This is a genomic window from Streptomyces parvulus, from assembly GCF_014648855.1.
Classification (GTDB): domain Bacteria; phylum Actinomycetota; class Actinomycetes; order Streptomycetales; family Streptomycetaceae; genus Streptomyces; species Streptomyces parvulus.
In genome coordinates this window covers 295,310-314,073 of record NZ_BMRX01000011.1, presented here as the reverse complement: position 1 = coordinate 314,073, position 18,764 = coordinate 295,310, and the positions used below count along the sequence as shown (strand labels likewise).

Annotated in this window: 20 protein-coding genes; 10 read left to right on the top strand and 10 right to left on the bottom strand. The window is 72.6% G+C overall.

What is annotated here, in order from left to right:
• Positions 1–106: 106 nt before the first annotated feature.
• The 5 genes from IE108_RS23600 to IE108_RS23580 all read right to left on the bottom strand — a co-directional run bounded on the left by IE108_RS23600 (position 107) and on the right by IE108_RS23580 (position 5,265).
• Positions 107–1,732 (bottom strand): FAD-dependent monooxygenase, encoded by a 1,626-nt coding sequence (locus IE108_RS23600; protein ID WP_064730157.1) that lies wholly within the window; start codon positions 1,730–1,732, stop codon positions 107–109.
• 184 nt (positions 1,733–1,916) lie between these two features.
• Positions 1,917–2,804 (bottom strand): amino acid ABC transporter permease, encoded by an 888-nt coding sequence (locus IE108_RS23595; protein WP_064730158.1) that lies wholly within the window; start codon positions 2,802–2,804, stop codon positions 1,917–1,919.
• On the bottom strand, positions 2,801–3,466 hold the full coding sequence (locus IE108_RS23590; protein WP_064730159.1) for an amino acid ABC transporter permease: 666 nt from the start codon (positions 3,464–3,466) through the stop codon (positions 2,801–2,803). The genes IE108_RS23595 and IE108_RS23590 overlap by 4 nt, the downstream gene beginning before the upstream one ends.
• 85 nt (positions 3,467–3,551) lie before the next feature.
• A complete protein-coding gene (locus tag IE108_RS23585) occupies positions 3,552–4,385 on the bottom strand; it encodes a glutamate ABC transporter substrate-binding protein (protein WP_064730160.1) in 834 nt (277 codons plus the stop codon).
• A 103-nt stretch (positions 4,386–4,488) separates the two neighbouring features.
• Positions 4,489–5,265 (bottom strand): amino acid ABC transporter ATP-binding protein, encoded by a 777-nt coding sequence (locus IE108_RS23580; RefSeq protein WP_064730161.1) that lies wholly within the window; start codon positions 5,263–5,265, stop codon positions 4,489–4,491.
• Between the two features lie 296 nt (positions 5,266–5,561).
• Between IE108_RS23580 and IE108_RS23575 the strand changes: the two genes are divergently transcribed.
• Entirely contained in the window at positions 5,562–6,248 is a 687-nt protein-coding gene (locus IE108_RS23575) for a response regulator transcription factor (protein WP_064730162.1), read from the top strand.
• A gap of 9 nt (positions 6,249–6,257) precedes the next feature.
• The gene (locus tag IE108_RS23570) at positions 6,258–7,682 is read left to right on the top strand and encodes a HAMP domain-containing sensor histidine kinase (RefSeq protein WP_064730163.1); all 1,425 of its coding nucleotides are present in this window, start codon (positions 6,258–6,260) and stop codon (positions 7,680–7,682) included.
• 71 nt (positions 7,683–7,753) lie between these two features.
• Here the strand turns inward: IE108_RS23570 and IE108_RS23565 are convergent, their stop codons facing one another.
• A complete protein-coding gene (locus IE108_RS23565) occupies positions 7,754–8,749 on the bottom strand; it encodes a TAXI family TRAP transporter solute-binding subunit (RefSeq protein ID WP_064730164.1) in 996 nt (331 codons plus the stop codon).
• Positions 8,750–8,855: 106 nt separating this feature from the next.
• On the opposite strand from IE108_RS23565, the gene IE108_RS23560 reads away from it, so the two are divergent.
• Positions 8,856–9,308 (top strand): pyrophosphohydrolase domain-containing protein, encoded by a 453-nt coding sequence (locus IE108_RS23560; RefSeq protein ID WP_064730165.1) that lies wholly within the window; start codon positions 8,856–8,858, stop codon positions 9,306–9,308.
• 114 nt (positions 9,309–9,422) lie between these two features.
• Here IE108_RS23560 and IE108_RS23555 read toward each other — a convergent pair whose 3' ends face one another.
• Entirely contained in the window at positions 9,423–10,661 is a 1,239-nt protein-coding gene (locus IE108_RS23555; RefSeq protein ID WP_064730166.1) for a cation:proton antiporter, read from the bottom strand.
• A 4-nt stretch (positions 10,662–10,665) separates the two neighbouring features.
• The gene (locus IE108_RS23550) at positions 10,666–11,151 is read right to left on the bottom strand and encodes a cation:proton antiporter regulatory subunit (protein ID WP_064730167.1); all 486 of its coding nucleotides are present in this window, start codon (positions 11,149–11,151) and stop codon (positions 10,666–10,668) included.
• A 102-nt stretch (positions 11,152–11,253) separates the two neighbouring features.
• On the opposite strand from IE108_RS23550, the gene IE108_RS23545 reads away from it, so the two are divergent.
• The 4 genes from IE108_RS23545 to IE108_RS23530 all read left to right on the top strand — a co-directional run bounded on the left by IE108_RS23545 (position 11,254) and on the right by IE108_RS23530 (position 15,340).
• The gene (locus IE108_RS23545) at positions 11,254–12,324 is read left to right on the top strand and encodes a sensor histidine kinase (protein WP_064730168.1); all 1,071 of its coding nucleotides are present in this window, start codon (positions 11,254–11,256) and stop codon (positions 12,322–12,324) included.
• Positions 12,324–12,983 (top strand): response regulator, encoded by a 660-nt coding sequence (locus IE108_RS23540; protein ID WP_064730169.1) that lies wholly within the window; start codon positions 12,324–12,326, stop codon positions 12,981–12,983. The genes IE108_RS23545 and IE108_RS23540 overlap by 1 nt, the downstream gene beginning before the upstream one ends.
• A gap of 67 nt (positions 12,984–13,050) precedes the next feature.
• Complete coding sequence (gene miaB / locus IE108_RS23535; RefSeq protein WP_064730170.1) at positions 13,051–14,568, top strand: tRNA (N6-isopentenyl adenosine(37)-C2)-methylthiotransferase MiaB; 1,518 nt, start codon at positions 13,051–13,053, stop codon at positions 14,566–14,568.
• Positions 14,569–14,617: 49 nt separating this feature from the next.
• On the top strand, positions 14,618–15,340 hold the full coding sequence (locus tag IE108_RS23530; RefSeq protein WP_064730171.1) for a class III extradiol dioxygenase subunit B-like domain-containing protein: 723 nt from the start codon (positions 14,618–14,620) through the stop codon (positions 15,338–15,340).
• Positions 15,341–15,443: 103 nt separating this feature from the next.
• On the opposite strand, the gene IE108_RS23525 is transcribed toward IE108_RS23530, so the two are convergent.
• Positions 15,444–15,737 carry an antitoxin gene (locus tag IE108_RS23525; RefSeq protein WP_064730172.1) on the bottom strand — a complete coding sequence of 98 codons (294 nt, stop codon included), beginning with the start codon at positions 15,735–15,737 and terminating at the stop codon, positions 15,444–15,446.
• A 24-nt stretch (positions 15,738–15,761) separates the two neighbouring features.
• Positions 15,762–16,037, bottom strand: coding sequence for a hypothetical protein (locus tag IE108_RS23520; protein WP_064730173.1), 276 nt, complete (start codon positions 16,035–16,037; stop codon positions 15,762–15,764).
• 183 nt (positions 16,038–16,220) lie between these two features.
• On the opposite strand from IE108_RS23520, the gene miaA reads away from it, so the two are divergent.
• The 3 genes from miaA (at position 16,221) to dapF (ending at position 18,720) form a co-directional block, all read left to right on the top strand.
• Positions 16,221–17,159: a tRNA (adenosine(37)-N6)-dimethylallyltransferase MiaA gene (miaA, locus tag IE108_RS23515; protein WP_064730174.1), complete on the top strand. Its 939-nt coding sequence runs from the start codon at positions 16,221–16,223 to the stop codon at positions 17,157–17,159.
• Positions 17,160–17,266: 107 nt separating this feature from the next.
• Positions 17,267–17,767 (top strand): hypothetical protein, encoded by a 501-nt coding sequence (locus tag IE108_RS23510; RefSeq protein WP_064730175.1) that lies wholly within the window; start codon positions 17,267–17,269, stop codon positions 17,765–17,767.
• 68 nt (positions 17,768–17,835) lie between these two features.
• A complete protein-coding gene (gene dapF / locus IE108_RS23505) occupies positions 17,836–18,720 on the top strand; it encodes a diaminopimelate epimerase (RefSeq protein WP_064730176.1) in 885 nt (294 codons plus the stop codon).
• Positions 18,721–18,764 lie beyond the last annotated feature (44 nt).

The following is an 18,764-nucleotide window of genomic DNA, read 5'->3' as shown; positions in this document are numbered from 1 at the left end:
ACCATGACGGTGCGGGCCGGTCAACTCTCCGTCAACATGCGGACAGCGACCGCTCCCGGCGGTCGCCGGCGGCCCGCGACCGCCGGCGTGCCGAGGAGCGACCGGCTCAGCGGGACCCGGCCGAAGCCCCCGCGCCCCGCTCCTCGGCCGGTGTGTCCGCCGGCGGCGTCGGCCCGCCCAGAGTGGCCTCCGCAGCCGCGTACAGGTCGGCCGGGCGCACCCCGTTCAACGCCGTGACCAGGTGGCCGTCGGGCCGTACCAGCAGCACACTGTGGGCGGCGGCGCCGGGATAGCTCTCGGCGACCAGCAGCTCGGCGCGGTGGGGCAGTGCCGTCACCGCCGCCGCCAGCCGCGGCATGACCCCGGCCGTCACCCAGTGCTTGCGTTCCCACACCCCCGTGCCCGGCGCGATCAGCACCACCAGCAGCGCCCCGCGCCCGAGCCGGTCGCGCAGCCGCACGAAGGTGCCGTCCTCCGCCGTCACCCGCACATCGGTGACCGGCGCCCCCGGCGGCGTGCCGACCTCCGCCGCCTCGGCGAGGTCCCGGGGTGCGAGGGGCGAGTCGGCGTACGTGCCCGGCGCCCCCAGCGCACCGCGCCCCAGGTGCCCGTCGGCGAGCAGGGTGTCGTGGCCGCGGGACGAGCCGGGGACGTAGGCGCGCAGGCCGCCGCCCCCGCGCAGCAGCGGGAGTACCTGGTCGGCGGCGCGCAGCCGTGCGGCGATCGCGGCCCGGCGCTCGGCCTGGTAGCTGTCGAGGAGCGCCTCGTGGGGCCCGTGGTGCCAGGCCACGGCCAGCTTCCAGGCGAGGTTGTCGGCGTCCAGCAGCCCCTCCTCCAGGCCCTGCGTGCCCAGGGCGCCGAGGAGGTGGGCGGCGTCCCCGGCGAGGAGCACCCGGCCCACGCGCCAGCGGCGGGCCAGCCGGTGGTGGACGGTGTGGACGCCGGTGTCGAGCAGCTCGTACGCCGGGGGCGCGCCCTCGGACCAGCCGGCCAGGGTCTCGCGGACGCGGTTGACCAGCAGCTCGGGCGTGACCAGGTCCTTGCCGGGCGGGAGCAGCCAGTCCAGGCGCCAGACACCGTCCGGCAGGGGGCGGGCCACGACCTCGCCGGCCGACGGACCGGACGTCCGCCAGGGCGGCATCCGGTGCAGCAACGCCTGGTTCTCCCAGGGGAGTTCGGTGCGCAGGGCGGCGACGGCGTATCGTTCCACCGCCGTCCGGCCGGGGAAGCGGATGTCCTGGAGCTTGCGGACGGTGGAGCGGGGGCCGTCGCAGCCGACCAGGTAGCTGCCCCGCCACCAGGTGCCGGCCGGGCCGCGGGTGTGCGCGGTGACGCCCGACTTCTCCTGCTCGACGGAGTCCAGGCGGCTGTCCACCGCGATCCTGACCAGCGATTCGCGGGCGAGTGCCGTGCGCAGGACCTCGGTCAGCTCGTGCTGGGCGAGGTGCAGCGGCGGGGGCTCGGCCTCGCCGAACTCGACCTCGCGGATCACCTGCTTGCGCCGCACGGACCGCCATCCGGCCCAACGCGATCCCAGCCCGGTCAGCGGTGTGCCGGTCAGCCGCTCGACGAGCGCGACGGCTTCCGGGCGCAGCACGACGGTGCGGGCGGGGCGGGGTTCGTCCTTGCCGGGGCCCTCGTCGAGGACGACGCAGGGCACCTCCTGCCGCGCCAGCGCCAGGGCGAGCGTGAGCCCGACGGGCCCCGCTCCGGTGATGATCACCGGGTCCACGGTGCGGCGCCCCCTGCCCGTGGCGGTGTCCCGGGGGACGTGGGTGAACAGGACGTTGGAGCAGGGTGCACGGTCACAGAACGTATGCAACCTATTGCCGCTGCTTGCGTCAAGTGACGGAGACCGTGGCGATCATGCCACGGCCTCCGTCGGGGTCCTGCGAAGCGATCAACCGCCTGACCGGTCAGGGCGCGCGCCCGGCCCCGGTTCCCGCAGCCTCCGTGTCGTCGGCCTTGAGCACGGCGCCGGTCGACTTCTTGGCCCGCCGCAGCCGGCGCTCCAGCCAGCTCGCGAAGCTCGTGAGGAGGAAGTTGAGCGCGATGTAGATCACCGCGACCACGGTGAAGCTGGCGATCACGTTGGCGCCGTAGTAGCCGCTCATCGTGTTGGCCGAGGCCAGCAGCTCGGGGAAGGTGAGGACCGCGCCGCCGAGCGCGGTGTCCTTCAGGATGACGACCAGCTGGCTGACGATCGCCGGCAGCATCGTGGTGACCGCCTGCGGCAGCAGGATGGTCCGCATCAGCTGGCCCTTGCGCAGGCCGATCGCCATGGCGGCCTCGGACTGCCCCTTGGGCAGGGCCAGGATGCCCGCCCGGACGATCTCCGCGAGGACGGAGGCGTTGTACAGCACCAGACCGGTGACCACGGCGTACAGCGGACGGTCGTCCGAACTGACGTTGGTGTACTCGGCGAACAGCGCGAGGCCGAAGATCATCAGGACCAGCACGGGGATGGACCGGAAGAACTCCACCACGACCGTCGCCGGGACCCGCACCCACACGTGGTCCGAGAGCCGGGCGATGCCGAGGACCGCGCCGAGCGGCAGGGCGATGATCACCGCGAGCGCGGCGGCCTTGAGGGTGTTCTCCAGACCCGGCCAGATGTACGTGGTCCACGCCTCGGAGCCGGAGAAGAACGGCTTCCACAGGGCCCACTCCAGCTGGCCCTTGTCGTTCAGGGTGCCGATCACCCACCACAGGACGGCCGCGAGGGCGACTATGAAGACCGCCGTGAAGACGATGTTGCGCCGCTTGGCACGAGGGCCCTGGGCGTCGTAGAGGACCGAACTCATCGCTTCACCGCCACCTTCTTGCCGAGCCAGCCGAGGATCAGGCCGGTCGGCAGCGTCAGGACCACGAAACCGAAGGCGATCACCGCGGAGATCAGCAGCAGCTGGGCCTCGTTCTCGATCATCTCCTTCATCAGGAGTGCCGCCTCGGCGACACCGATGGCGGCGGCCACCGTGGTGTTCTTGATGAGGGCGATCAGCACGTTCGCCATGGGGACGACGGAGGAGCGGAAGGCCTGGGGCAGCACCACGTGGCGCAGTACCTGCCCGAAGCTGAGCCCGATCGCCCGCGCCGCCTCCGCCTGGCCGACCGGCACCGTGTTGATGCCGGAGCGCAGGGCCTCGCACACGAAGGACGAGGTGTAGAGGATCAGGCCGAGGACGGCGAGCCGGAAGTTGATCGTCTCGACGTCGTTCGCGCCGAGGGAGATTCCCAGCGTCTGGTTCAGGCCCAGCGACGTGAACAGGATGATGACGGTCAGCGGGATGTTCCGCACGGTGTTCACGTACGCGGTCCCGAAGCCGCGCATCAGCGGTACCGGCCCGACGCGCATGGCGGCGAGTGCGGTGCCCCAGATCAGGGAGCCGACGGCCGAGAGCACAGCGAGCTGCACCGTCGTCCAGAAGGCTCCCAGTAGGTCGTAATCCTTAACAAAGTCGAACACGATCTCCCGCGCTTCCGCGTGTAGGGATGCCCGCCCCCGGTGCGCCGCCCCTCGCCGGGGCGGCGCACCCCGTCAGGCTCTGGCCTCAGCTCTTGATGTCGCCGATCTTGGGCGCCGGCTCGTTCTTGTAGTTCGCCGGGCCGAAGTTGTCCTCGACGGCCTTGTCCCAGGACTTGTCGGAGACCATCTCTTCGAGGGCCTTGTTGATCTTGTCCTTGAGGTCGCTGCCCTTCTTGACGCCGATGCCGTAGTTCTCGTTCGTCAGCTTGAAGCCGCCGAGCTTGAACTTGCCCTTGAACTGCGACTGGGCGGCGTAACCGGCGAGGATCGAGTCGTCGGTGGTCAGCGCGTCGATGGCGCCGTTCTGCAGGCCGGGCAGGCAGGCCGAGTACGTCGGGTACGGCTGGAGCTGGGCCTTGGGCGCCAGCTTGTCCTTGACGTTCTGCGCCGAGGTCGACCCCGTGACCGAGCAGAGCTTCGCGGCGTTCAGGTCCTCCGGCGACTTGATCTTGTCGTCGTCGGCGCGGATCAGGACGTCCTGGTGGGCGAGCAGGTACGGGCCGGCGAAGTCGACCTTCTCCTGACGCTCCGGGGTGATCGAGTAGGTGGCGGCGATGAAGTCGACGTCGCCGCGCTGGAGCATGGTCTCGCGGTCGGCGCTCTTCGACTCCTTCCACTCGATCTGGTCCTCGGTGTAGCCGAGCTTCTTGGCGACGTACGTGGCGACGTCCACGTCGAAGCCGGCGTAGCCGTCCGGGGTCTTCTGGCCGAGGCCGGGCTGGTCGAACTTGATGCCGATGGTGATCTTCTTGCCGTCGCCGGAGGAGCCGCTGTCCTTGTCGTCGCCGCCGCACGCGGTGGCGGTCAGGGCGAGGGCGAGCACGGCGGCCGAGGCGGCGGAGACCTTGCGAAGCTTCATGGTGAAAACATCCTTTGGCTGTGATCAGACGATCAGACGATCAGGCGCGGGAGACGGACCGGCCGGTGCGCGGGAGCCGCGGACGCCGGCCCGCCCCGGAGTCTCAGTGGTGCAGGATCTTCGACAGGAAGTCCTTGGCACGGTCGCTGCGCGGGTTGCTGAAGAACTGGTCCGGCGTGGCCTCTTCGACGATGCGGCCGTCGGCCATGAACACCACGCGGTTGGCCGCCGAGCGGGCGAAGCCCATCTCGTGCGTGACGACGACCATGGTCATGCCGTCACGGGCCAGCTGCTTCATGACCTCCAGGACCTCGTTGATCATCTCGGGGTCCAGGGCCGACGTCGGCTCGTCGAAGAGCATGACCTTGGGGTCCATGGCCAGCGCCCGCGCGATGGCGACGCGCTGCTGCTGGCCGCCGGAGAGCTGGGCGGGGTACTTGTCCGCCTGGGCGCCCACGCCGACCCGGTCGAGCAGCGCGCGGGCCTTCTCCTCGGCCTTCTTGCCGTCGGCCTTGCGGACCTTGACCTGGCCCAGGGTCACGTTCTCGAGCACCGTCTTGTGCGCGAAGAGGTTGAAGGACTGGAAGACCATGCCGACGTCGGCACGCAGCCTGGCCAGTTCCTTGCCCTCCGCGGGGAGCGGCTTGCCGTCGATCGCGATCGACCCGGAGTCGACGGTCTCCAGACGGTTGATGGTGCGGCACAGGGTGGACTTGCCGGACCCGGAGGGTCCGATGACCACGACGACTTCGCCGCGGGTGATCGTCAGGTCGATGTCCTGGAGCACGTGCAACGCGCCGAAGTGCTTGTTGACACTCTTCAGGACGACCAGTTCGTCGGTCGCGGCCTTGTCTTCCTTGGCCACCGATACTTCGGTCATCGCTCTCGGGCTCCGTCCTCCTCGGTTTCGGAGGACAGTAGTGACCGGGGCCACTGCGCGTCTCTACATCTGAGGGAGATCTGAGCATCACGATCCGATAGCAATCGGACACTGGTCGTAGCACTTGTGAGCAGGGCGCATATCGGCCGGATAACTTCGAGCGGCCGCAACCCGAAGCCCCTTGACGCGGTCCCTCTGCATCGGCGTCACTGCACAGGGCGCGCACGCGCGTGCACGCGTCTTTCGCACTTTCTACGCGACCTGGGCGTACGGACGATGAACCGAAGGGAGCCCGGATGAGACTGCTGCTCGTCGAGGACGACAACCACGTGGCCGCCGCACTGTCCGCGATCCTGGCACGGCACGGCTTCGACGTCACCCACGCGCGCAGCGGCGAGGAGGCGCTCCAGGCGCTCGTCCCCGAGGTCGACGGATTCGGCGTCGTCCTCCTCGACCTCGGTCTCCCGGACCAGGACGGCTACGAGGTCTGCGGCAAGATCCGCAAGCGCACCAGCACCCCGGTCATCATGGTCACCGCCCGCTCCGACGTCCGCTCCCGCATCCACGGCCTCAACCTGGGCGCCGACGACTACGTGGTCAAGCCGTACGACACCGGGGAACTGCTCGCCCGGATCCACGCCGTCAGCCGGCGCACCGCCCAGGAGGACGCCACCGGCAGCACCGAGACCGTGGTGCGCCTCGGCGCGCTGCGCATCGAGCTGCCGACCCGGCAGGTGAGCGTCGACGGAACGGCCGTACCGCTCACCCGCAAGGAGTTCGACCTCCTCGCCCTGCTCGCCCAGCGCCCCGGCGTGGTGTTCCGCCGCGAGCAGATCATCAGCGAGGTCTGGCAGACCAGCTGGGAGGGGACCGGGCGCACCCTGGAGGTGCACGTCGCCTCCCTGCGCGGCAAGCTGCGCATGCCCGCGCTCATCGAGACCGTCCGCGGCGTCGGCTACCGCCTCGTCGCGCCCACCGGATAGCGGGTCCGGGTGAGCACACGCCTTCTCCCCCTGCTCATCGTCCTGATGGCGGCCGTACTGCTCGCGCTGGGCGTCCCGCTCGGCGTGAGCGTCGCCCGCGCGGAGCAGCAGAAGGTCGTCATCGACCGCATAGACGACACGGCACGCTTCGCCGCGCTCGCCCAGTTCGTCACCGAGGACGCGCCCGGCGGCTCCCGACCGACCAGCACCGACGAACGCCTGGAGACCCTCCAGGCCGAGCTGACCAGCTACTACGAGGTCTACGGCATCAGGGCGGGCGTCTTCTACCGCAACCACATCCCGATGGCCAACGCCCCGACGACCTGGTTCCTGCCCCAGACCGGCGAGGTCCGCGACTCCTTCGACGAGGCGCTGCTGAGCCGCCGCAGCCACGACCCGCGGCAGGTCTGGCCCTGGCAGGACGGCCACCTGGTGGTGGCCTCGCCCGTCATCCGGGACGGCGACGTGGTCGCCGTCGTGGTCACCGAGTCGCCGACCGACTCGATGCGGGCGAGCACCCTGCGCGGCTGGCTGGTCATCGGCGCCGGCGAGGCCGCCGCGATGCTGCTCGCCGTCGGCGCCGCGCTCCGGCTGACCGGCTGGGTGCTCCGGCCGGTGCGGGTCCTCGACGCCACCACCCACGACATCGCCACCGGGCGCCTGAAGTCCCGGGTCGCGCCGGCCGGGGGGCCGCCGGAGCTCAGACGCCTCGCCGGGTCGTTCAACGAGATGGCCGACCACGTGGAGGACGTGCTGGAGCAGCAGCGCGCCTTCGTCGCCGACGCCTCGCACCAGCTGCGCAACCCGCTCGCCGCCCTGCTGCTGCGCATCGAACTGCTCGCCCTGGAACTCCCGGAGGGCAACCAGGAGATCGCCTCCGTGCAGGCCGAGGGCAAGCGCCTGGCCCGGGTCCTGGACGACCTGCTCGACCTGGCGCTGGCGGAGCACAGCCAGGCCGACCTCAAGGTCACCGACGTGGGCGCGCTCGCCGCCGAGCGGATGGCGGCCTGGGGCCCGACGGCCGAGGCCAAGGGAGTGCGGCTCGTGGGGGAGTGCCCGCCGACCACCGGCTGGGCCGACCCCGTGACCCTCTCCAGCGCCCTGGACGCGGTCATCGACAACGCGGTGAAGTTCACGCCGCCCGAGGAGAGCGTGCGGATCGAGGTCGCCTCCACCGGCGACGCCGCCACCGTCGTCGTCACCGACAACGGTCCCGGGCTCACCGACGAGGAGCTCGCGCGCGTGGGGGACCGTTTCTGGCGCAGCGGGCGGCACCAGAACATCAAGGGGTCGGGGCTCGGCCTGTCGATCTGCCGGGCGCTCCTGGCGGCGGGCGACGGCTCGATCTCCTTCGGCCACCACGAGCCGCACGGCCTGGAGGTCACCGTCACGGTGCCGAGGACGGGCGCGGCGCCGCACTCGGCGGACCGGTAGCGGGCGCGGCGCACGCGGCGCGACGGCAGCGGCCACGGCGCATCACTCGGCGAACCGCCGGGGGAGACCGCCTAGGGCTTCACCGACCGGTAATAGCGCCGGGCACCCTCGTGCAGCTCCAGCGGGTCGGTGTATATCGCCGTGCGCAGATCCACCAGCTGCGCGGAGTGGACGTGTGCCCCGATGCCGTCGCGGCTGTCCAGTACGGTCCGGGTCAGCCACTCGGTGAGCCGGGGGTCGGCGTCCGCGCGGGTCACCAGCAGGTTGGAGACCGCCATGGTGGGCACCACGGCGCCGTTCTGGACGGTGGGATAGGCCGACTCCGGCATGTTGGTGGTGCGGTAGTAGCGGGTCGCGCCGCCCGCCTCGTGCAGCTCGGTGACGAGCTTCTCGTCTATCGGCACGAACCTGAAGGCCGACTTCTCCGCTATCTGCCGGAGCCCGTCCGTCGGCACGCCGCCCGACCAGAAGAACGCGTCCAGCTCGCCGCCGAGCCGGCCCGGACCGGTGTCGATGCCGTCCGCGCGGGGCGTGATGTCCGTCTCCGGGTCGATGCCGACGGCCTTGAGCAGCCGGGTGGCGATCAGCCGTACGCCCGAGTTGGGCAGCCCTATCGCGACCCGCTTGCCGCGCAGGTCCGCGACGGACTGGATGTCCGAGCCGGTCGGCACGACGAGCTGCACGTAGTCGTCGTACAGACGGGTGACCCCGCGCAGCTTCTCCGCCCCGGGGCGCCCGGCCAGCTTGTACGTCTCCACGGCGTCGGCCGCCGCGATGGTGAAGTCGGCCTCGCCGGACGCGACCCGCTCCACGTTCTCCTGCGAGCCGGCGCTGGTCGTCAGCCGCACGTCCAGGCCCGGCATGTCCTTGCGCAGCTCGGAACGGAGCAGCTCACCGTACTTCTGGTAGACCCCCGCGCGGGTGCCCGTGCTGAACGTGATGCTGCCGCCCGGCGGCTTCTCGCCCAGGGGCAGCAGCCACCACAGCAGCAGCCCGATCACGACGGCGCCGGCGACCGCGCCCTGGGCGGCCCGGCGCCCGCCGATACGGGAGAGCAGCGTGGACATGGAGCCGATCCTGCCAGCCCGCACCGGCGCTGACCAGGGCCGGGATCACATGGTGGCCGGGGGCGGGCCGGGGCCGTTGTCGGTGGCGGCCGTTAGAGTCCCCGGCATGAGCGACACCGTGCCCGCCGGGAGCAGGACCTCACCGGCCCACCTGGTCCACGCCTTCCACCGCGCCTTCGGACTGGACGCCCGCGGCGTCCCGGCCGAGGTCCCGCCCGGCCTGGCGGCCCACCGGGGTGAGCTGCTCGCCGAGGAGGCCGCGGAGGTCGCCGAGGTTTCGGTGTCGGGACCTCTCGACCGGCTGGCGCACGAGCTGGCGGACGTCGTCTACGTCGCCTACGGCACGGCTCTCGTGCACGGCATCGACCTGGACGCGGTGATCGCCGAGATCCACCGCTCCAACATGACCAAGCTCGGGCCCGACGGCAGTGTCAGCCGCCGGGCCGACGGCAAGGTCCTCAAGGGCGACCACTACGAGGCACCGGACGTGGCCGGCGTGCTGCGCCGCCAGGGGTGGACACCGCGGACACCGGACGGGGCGGGGGCGCCGCGCGGCTGACGGACGCCGGCCCGGCACAGGCGCACGCCCCCGCCGGACGCCGGCCCGGCACAGGCGCACGCCCCCGCCGGACGCCGGCCCGGCACAGGCGCACGCCCCCGCCGGACGCGGCCCTCAGTCCCTCACCGACGCCTCCGCGCCCGTCGTGGCCCGCGGCGCGCCCCCGGGCAGCGCGCCCGGCCCCCCGCCGGACCGCTCGCGGCGACGGGCCAGGCGCGTCGCCAGCGGTTCGGTGAAGCGGGCGGTGAGCGGGCCGAGGACGACCAGGATGAGGACGTAGGCCGTGGCCAGCGGGCCCAGGGACGGCTCGATGCCGGCCGACACGGCGAGGCCCGCGATGACGATCGAGAACTCGCCGCGCGCCACCAGCGCCCCGCCCGCGCGCCAGCGGCCCTTGACGGAGATCCCGGCGCGCCGTGCCGCCCAGTACCCCGTGGCGATCTTCGTCGCCGCCGTGAGCAGCGCCAGCGCGAGGGCCGGCAGCAGGACCGGCGGAATGCTGGCCGGATCCGTGTGCAGGCCGAAGAAGACGAAGAAGACCGCCGCGAACAGGTCCCGCAGCGGGCTCAGCAGCGTGTGCGCGCCCTCCGCCACCTCGCCCGAGAGCGCGATGCCCACCAGGAAGGCGCCCACCGCCGCCGACACCTGGAGCTGCTGCGCCACACCCGCGACCAGGATCGTCAGGCCCAGCACCACCAGCAGCAGCTTCTCCGGGTCGTCGCTGGAGACGAACCGGGAGATCAGGCGGCCGTAGCGCACCGCCACGAACAGCACCAGCCCCGCCGCGGCCAGCGCGACCGCCAGCGTGATGCTGCCGGTCATCAGCCCGGCACCGGCGACCAGCGCGGTGACGATCGGCAGGTATACCGCCATCGCCAGGTCCTCCAGGACCAGCACGCTCAGGATCACCGGCGTCTCGCGGTTGCCGACCCGGCCCAGGTCGCCCAGCACCTTGGCGATGACACCGGACGACGAGATCCAGGTGACGCCGGCCAGGACGACGGCCGCCACCGGACCCCAGCCCAGCAGCAGCGCGGCCACCGCGCCCGGCACCGCGTTCAGCGCGCAGTCGACCAGGCCGGCCGGGTAGTGGGACTTGAGGTTGGTGACCAGGTCGCTGGCCGTGTACTCCAGGCCCAGCATCAGCAGCAGGAGGATGACGCCGATCTCGGCGCCGATCGCGACGAACTCCTCGCTCGCGCCGAGCGGGAGCAGCCCGCCCTCGCCGAAGGCCAGGCCGGCCAGCAGGTACAGCGGGATGGGGGAGAGCCGGTAGCGACCGGCGAATCGGCCGAGCAGCCCCAGCCCCAGGATGATGGAACCGAACTCGATCAGGAGGACCGCGGAGTGCACCGGCTCACTCCTGCCCGAGTATCGCCGCGGCCGCGTCGACGCCCTCACGGGTGCCGATGACGATCAAGGTGTCACCACCCACGAGCCGGAAGTCCGGCGCAGGCGAGGGAATGGCCTCGGCCCGCCGCAGCACGGCCACGATCGACGCGCCGGTCTCGGTCCGCATGCACGTCTCGCCCAGCAGGCGCCCGTTCCAGCGGGAGGTGGCGGACACCTCGATCCGCTCGGCGACCAGACCCAGATCCGTGGTGTAGAGCAGACTGGCGCTGTGGTGCGAGGGCTTCAGCGCGTCGATCAGCGCGCCCGCCTCGGCGCCGGACAGCCGCAGCGAGTGGGCGCACGAGTCGGGGTCGTCGGCCCGGTAGACGTTCACCGTGCGGGCGCCGTCGCGGTGTGCCACCACCGACAGATGGCCGTGTTCGCGAGTCACCAGGTCGTACTGGACCCCGATACCCGGCAGCGGTGTCGCCCTCAGGCGTGGTGCTGACACGAGTCTTCCCCTCATTCGACGTGCTTCCCTCGCCGCGGTTCCCGCACGGACATGACGTGCTCACGGCCCCGCCATGCTGTCATCCGCACGTACGGTGGCGATATGGGTGTCGTGACGGATATACGCGGCCGGGCGCGGGCGCGCAGGCTGGATCCGGCGGTGTCGTGCGCGGAGTCCGGGAGGAGCGGAAAGAGGACCGTGTCGCTCTTCTGGCGGATCTTCTCGCTCAACGCCGCCGGCCTGTTCGTCGCCACCGCCCTGCTCCTGGGCCCGCTCACCGTCTCGACGCCGGTGCTGCCCGGCGAGGCCCTGATCCTGCTCGCGGGCCTCGCGGCCCTGCTCGCCGGGAACGCGGCCGTGCTGCGCATCGGCCTCCGCCCGCTGCGCCGGCTCGGCAGCGCCATGGCCACCGCCGACCTGCTGGTGCCCGGCGCCCGTCCCGCGGTCGCCGGGCCGGCCGAGGCGGCCCAGCTGATCGCCACGTACAACACGATGCTCGACCGGCTCCGGGCGGAACGCGCGGCCGGCGCCGGCCGCGCGCTCCAGGCCCAGGAACGCGAACGCCACCGCATCGCCCGCGAACTCCACGACGAGGTCGGCCAGACCCTCACCGCGGTCCTCCTCCAGCTCAAGCGGGTCGCCGACCGGGTCCCCGGCGAACTGCGCGAGGAGGTGACCCTGGCCCAGGAGGCCACCCGGGCCGGCCTCGACGAGATCCGCCGCATCGCCCGCCGCCTGCGCCCCGGCGTACTGGAGGAACTCGGCCTCCCCAGCGCACTGCGCTCCCTGGCCGCCGAGTTCACGCACCACGGGCTGTCCGTCGAGCACCACGTCCCCGGCGACCTGCCGCCGCTGGCCCCGGAGGCGGAACTGGTGCTCTACCGGGTCGCCCAGGAGGGCCTGACCAACACCGCCCGCCACTCCGGCGCCGACCACGCCGCCCTCACCCTGCGCCCCCTGGCCGGCGGGGTCGAACTCCTCGTCCGCGACAACGGCACCGGACTCGGCACAGCCGCCGAGGGCGCCGGCATCCGGGGCATGCGGGAGCGGGCCCTGCTGATCGGCGCCGAGATCCACTTCGAACCCGCCCCCTCCGGAGGCACAGACGTGCGCCTGCGCGTCCCCGCCCCGCCGGGCCAGCCTTCCGCAGACCGAACCGGAGACAGCCCCTGATGTCCGTACGGCCACCGATCCGCGTCCTGCTCGCCGACGACCACACCCTCGTACGCCGCGGGGTGCGCCTCATCCTCGACGGCGAACCGGACCTGACGGTGGTCGCCGAGGCCGGGGACGGGGCGGAGGCCGTCGCAGCGGCCCGGGCCACCGAGGTCGACCTGGCCGTCCTGGACGTCGCCATGCCCCGGATGACCGGCCTCCAGGCGGCCCGGGAGCTGTCCCGCAGGCTGCCCGGACTGCGCATCCTGATCCTGACGATGTACGACAACGAGCAGTACTTCTTCGAGGCCCTCAAGGCCGGGGCCTGCGGATACGTCCTCAAGTCCGTCGCCGACCGGGACCTGGTGGAGGCCTGCCGGGCCGCCGTACGCGACGAGCCGTTCATCTACCCCGGCGCCGAACGGGCGCTCGTCCGGTCCTACCTGGACCGCATGGACCGGGGCGGCGGACTGCCCGAGCGGCCCATCACGGAACGCGAGGAGGAGATCCTCAAGCTCGTCGCCGAGGGCCACACTTCCAAGGAGATCGGCGAGCTGCTCTTCATCAGCGCCAAGACGGTCGAGCGGCACCGCGCCAACCTGCTCCAGAAGCTGGGCGTCCGCGACCGCCTGGAGCTGACCCGGTACGCGATCCGCGCGGGCCTGATCGAGCCCTGACCGGCCGCGATCCGGGTTGTCCACAGGCGGCCCGGGCCATCGCCGCCGACCGCCTACCCTTATTGCCATGAGCAGCATCGACCGGAGCCAGTCAGTGGGCGGCACGCGCACCTACGAAGTACGCACCTACGGGTGCCAGATGAACGTCCACGACTCCGAGCGATTGTCCGGCCTGCTGGAGGACGCGGGTTACGTCCGCGCGGCCGAGGGCGCCGACGGCGACGCGGACGTCGTCGTCTTCAACACCTGCGCGGTCCGGGAGAACGCCGACAACAAGCTCTACGGCAACCTCGGCCACCTCGCCCCCAAGAAGGCGAGCCGTCCCGGGATGCAGATCGCGGTCGGCGGCTGCCTGGCCCAGAAAGACCGCGACACCATTGTGAAGCGCGCCCCCTGGGTGGACGTCGTCTTCGGCACCCACAACATCGGCAAGCTCCCGGTGCTGCTGGAGCGCGCCCGCGTGCAGGAGGAGGCGCAGGTCGAGATCGCCGAGTCCCTGGAGGCGTTCCCGTCCACGCTGCCGACCCGGCGCGAGAGCGCCTACGCGGCCTGGGTCTCCATCTCCGTCGGCTGCAACAACACCTGTACCTTCTGCATCGTCCCGGCGCTGCGCGGCAAGGAGAAGGACCGCCGCCCCGGCGACATCCTCGCCGAGATCGAGGCCCTGGTCGCCGAGGGCGTCTCGGAGATCACCCTCCTCGGGCAGAACGTCAACGCCTACGGCTCCGACATCGGCGACCGCGAGGCCTTCAGCAAGCTGCTGCGCGCCTGCGGGGGCATCGAGGGCCTGGAGCGCGTCCGCTTCACCTCCCCGCACCCGCGCGACTTCACCGACGACGTCATCGCCGCCATGGCCGAGACGCCGAACGCGATGCCGCAGCTGCACATGCCGCTCCAGTCCGGCTCCGACCCGGTGCTGAAGGCGATGCGCCGCTCGTACCGCCAGGACCGGTACCTGGGGATCATCGAGAAGGTGCGGGCCGCCATCCCGCACGCGGCGATCACCACCGACATCATCGTGGGCTTCCCCGGCGAGACCGAGGAGGACTTCGAGCAGACCCTGCACGTGGTGCGCGAGGCCCGGTTCGCGCAGGCCTACACCTTCCAGTACTCCAAGCGGCCCGGCACCCCGGCCGCCGAGATGGACGGCCAGATCCCGAAGGCCGTGGTCCAGGAGCGCTACGAGCGCCTCGTCGCCCTCCAGGAGGAGATCTCCTGGGAGGAGAACAAGAAGCAGGTCGGCCGCACCCTGGAGCTGATGGTCGCGGAGGGCGAGGGCCGCAAGGACGGCACCACCCACCGCCTCTCCGGCCGCGCCCCCGACAACCGCCTGGTCCACTTCACCAAGCCCGACCAGGAGGTCCGGCCCGGCGACGTCGTCACGGTCGAGATCACCTACGCCGCCCCGCACCACCTCCTCGCCGAGGGCCCCGCCCTCGCCGTGCGCCGCACCCGCGCGGGCGACGCCTGGGAGAAGCGCAACGCGGCCGAGCAGGCCAAGCCGGCGGGCGTGATGCTCGGACTGCCGAAGATCGGCGTGCCCGAGCCCCAGCCGGCCGTGGCGAGCGGCTGCGGCTGCGACTGACCGCGGGGGAGCGCGACCCCGGGTGAGACTCGGGGTTACGCTGCCGATCATGCTTGTCGCCGCCGCCGTCTGCCCCTGCCCGCCCCTCCTCGTGCCGGAGGTCGCCGCGGGCGCCGCACCCGAGCTGGACGCCGCCCGCGCGGCGTGCGCGGACGCGCTGGGCGTGCTCGCCGCCGCCCGGGCCGACCGCCTCGTGGTCGTCGGCCCGGCGGACTCCGCCGGCCCGGAGGTCTTCCCGCAGGGCACGCCGGGCTCGTTCCGCGGCTTCGGCGTCGAGGTGGACGTGACGCTCGGACCGGACACCGGTGCGGCCGCGCGGCCCGCCGGGAGCGAGCTGCCGTACGGATTCGCCGTCGGAGCCTGGCTCCTCGCGCGCGCCGGCTGGTCCCACACACCCGTCGAGGGCGTCGGGGTGGGGGAGGGGCTCCCCGCCGAGCGGTGCGCCGCGGTCGGCCGCGATCTCGCCGGCCGGGCCGGGCGGATGGCGCTGCTGGTGCTGGGCGACGCGAGCGCCTGCCGCACGCTCAAGGCGCCGGGCTACCTCGACGAGCGCGCGGCCCCCTTCGACGCGGAGGCCGGGCGCGCGCTGGGCGCGGCGGACCTCACCGCCCTCGCCGGGCTCGACGTCGTCCTCGCCCGTGAGCTGAAGGTGTCCGGCCGGGCGCCCTGGCAGGTCCTCGCGGGCGCGGCCGAGGGCGCGGGTCTGTCGGGTTCGCCGCTGTACGAGGACGCGCCCTACGGGGTGGGGTACGTCGCGGCCGCGTGGTCGTAGCCGCGCGAACGCCTCGGCGGACGGCCATGGAGCCGGCCGGCTGACGCGCCGGTCCGCTCCACGACCGTCCGCCGAGGCGCGGTCGACCCGGTCGGATGCCGGGTCAGGAAGCCGGAGGGGGCCCGGCCGGTGGAGTACCGCCCGGGGTGGCGCCGGGCGTCGTGCCGCCCGGGCCGGTGCCCTCGTCGTCCTTGTGGGCGAGACGGTCCACGGCACCCTTGGCCTTGCCCGTGCCGGTCTGGATCCGGTCGCTGTACTTGCCCTTGGTCTTCTCGTCGACGGTCCGCGCCACCTTGTCGAGGCTGCGGTCGATCTTGTCCCCGTGCTGCTGCGCGAGGTCGGAGACCTTGCCCTTCGCCGGGCCGAGCTTGGCCTTCAAGTTGTCCAGGAGACCCATGGTTCGCCTTCCCTCACGGGGCGGTCAGGTGCGGGCGCCCTTGTCGGCCTCGTTGTCGACGGCCTCCCCGGCGGACTGCTGCTTGGGGATGCCGACGCCGTCGGAGTCGGCGGCCTCGGGGGCCGTGTCGGCCTCGTCGGTCTCCGCCGTGTTCCGGGGACCGGCCTCGGCAGTCTCCGCGGCCTGTGCCGTGCTCTCCTCCGCGGCCCGCCCGGTCTCCGTGTCGCCGCCCGCCGTCTCGGCGGCCGACGCCTCCTCGGTGTTCCTCGACTTCCGAAGAAGCCGTGCAAAAACGCCCATATCAACTCCATACGTTACTCGTGCGGGCGAAATCCCGCGGCATCCGGTGCGTCCGTTCGCGTGGCCGTGGCCATCGCCCCGCCCGCCCGGGGAGCGGGAACCTCGCAACGGGCAACGACGCCGGTCCCGGACCGTCACGTAGCTCGTTCGGGGGCGAGGTGCGGGGTTTGCGAGACTGGTCCGGTGAGCAGCGCACCCTCCGCCCCCCGTGTCATCGCCGTAGTCGGACCCACCGCGGCCGGAAAGTCCGATCTGGGCGTCTTCCTGGCCCAGCGGCTCGGCGGCGAGGTCGTCAACGCCGACTCCATGCAGCTCTACCGTGGGATGGACATCGGCACCGCCAAACTGACGCCCGCGGAGCGCGGCGGCGTCACCCACCACCTCCTGGACATCTGGGACGTGACGGTCGCGGCCTCCGTCGCCGAGTACCAGCGGCTGGCCCGGGAGCGCATCGACGCCCTGCTCGCCGAGGGACGCTGGCCGGTCCTCGTCGGCGGCTCCGGCCTCTACGTCCGCGGTGCCGTCGACAACCTGGAGTTCCCCGGCACCGACCCCGCGGTCCGGGCCCGGCTGGAGGAGGAGCTCGCCGAGCTGGGCCCGGGGGCGCTGCACGCCCGCCTCGCCGCCGCCGACCCGGCTGCCGGGCGGGCCATCCTCCCCGGCAACGGCCGCCGCATCGTGCGCGCCCTCGAGGTGATCGAGATCACCGGCCGGCCCTTCACCGCCAACCTCCCCGGCCACGACTCCGTCTACGACACCGTGCAGATCGGCGTCGACGTGGCCCGCCCCGAGCTGGACGAGCGCATCGCCCTGCGGGTGGACCGGATGTGGGAGGCGGGACTGGTCGAGGAAGTGCGCGCACTGGAGGCGCAGGGGTTGCGCGAGGGGCGTACGGCGTCGCGCGCGCTCGGCTACCAGCAGGTGCTCGCCGCCCTCGCCGGTGACTGCACGCTCGACGAGGCGCGCGCGGAGACCGTCCGTGCCACCAAGCGCTTCGCGCGCCGTCAGGATTCGTGGTTCAGGCGCGACCCGCGGGTGCACTGGTTGAGTGGGGGTGTGGCGGATCGCACGGAACTTCCGCGGCTCGCCCTGTCGTTGGTCGAACGACCGGTTACAGCCTGATCACGTGATGGCATCGGGACGCCCCGGCCGTCATCCCGGCCTCCGGCGGCGTGCCATCATCGAGCTTCGATCGACCGAGTGAGTCCTAGTTGGGAGGGCGCGTGGCGATGGAGGCCGGCCCTCGCGACACCGCACCGAGCACCGAGCACGGCACCGCCGGACGCGGCGGCCCGGAGCCGGACGCGGCGGCCCTGAGCCCCGACGGCCCCGACTCCGCTCCGGAGGGCGTGGCGGCCGACGGACCCGAGCCGGACGAGATGTACGGGGACGAGGTCGAGGTCGAACTGCGGCCCCAGCGCCGGCTGCGGATCTGGCAGCTGGCGCCCATCGTCTGCCTCGCCGCCCTCGGCTCCCTGATGTTCGCCTTCCCGCTCGCCTTCGACTTCGGCGACAGCGGCGCCGTGATCGCGATGCTGGGGCTGCTGATCTGCTCGTGCGCGGCCGGCTGGGGCATGATGGCCGCCCGCCGGGTCGGCCACACCTGGCCCGGCCTGCCGCAGCGCGGCTCGGGACGCCGCGCCGACTGGCGGATGATCACCGTCTACGCCCTCACGGTCGCCGCGATCGTCGTCCTGGCCGTGTGGCGGGTGGCCCGCCTGCGGGGCTGAGACCCTCGCACACCCTCCGCCGAAGCTCCCGTCCCCGGCTCGTCGTACCCAACCCGTACGATCGAAGAATGAGCACGCGGATCGCCTTCCTCAAGGGTCACGGCACCGAGAACGACTTCGTGATCGTCCCGGACCCGGAGAACACCGTCGACCTGCCCCCGGCCGCCGTCGCCGCCCTGTGCGACCGCCGAGCGGGCCTCGGCGGCGACGGACTGCTGCACGTGGTGCGGTCCGCGGCGCACCCCGACGCCCGGCACCTGGCGGCCGAGGCGGAGTGGTTCATGGACTACCGCAACGGCGACGGCTCCGTCGCGGAGATGTGCGGCAACGGCGTGCGGGTCTTCGCCCGCTATCTCCAGCGTGCCGGGCACGCGGCCGAGGGCGACCTGGTCATCGCCACGCGCGGCGGCGTGAAGACCGTCCACCTCGCCAAGAACGGCGACGTGACGGTCGGTATGGGCCGCGCACTGCTCCCCGAGGGCGACGTCGTGGTGAGCGTCGGCGAGCGCAGCTGGCCCGCCCGGAACGTCAACATGGGCAACCCCCACGCGGTCGCCCACGTCGCCGACCTCGACCACGCCGGCGACCTGTACACCGCGCCGCCCGTCGGACCGGCCGGCGCCTACCCGGACGGCGTCAACGTCGAGTTCGTCGTCGACCGGGGCCCCCGCCATGTCGCGATGCGCGTGCACGAGCGCGGCTCCGGGGAGACCCGCTCCTGCGGCACCGGCGCCTGCGCGGTCGCCGTCGCCACCGCCCGCAGGGACGGCGCCGACCCGGCGGTCACCGGCACCCCCGCGACCTACACCGTGGACCTGCCCGGCGGCACCCTGGTCATCACCGAGCGCCCCGACGGCGAGGTCGAGATGACCGGACCCGCGGTGATCGTCGCGGAGGGGGAATTCGACTCGGCATGGCTGGAGGGGGTACTCGCCACCACCACGACCGGGTGAACCACAGCCCGGTCCATGACACTCAGTACGAAAACGTAAACCCT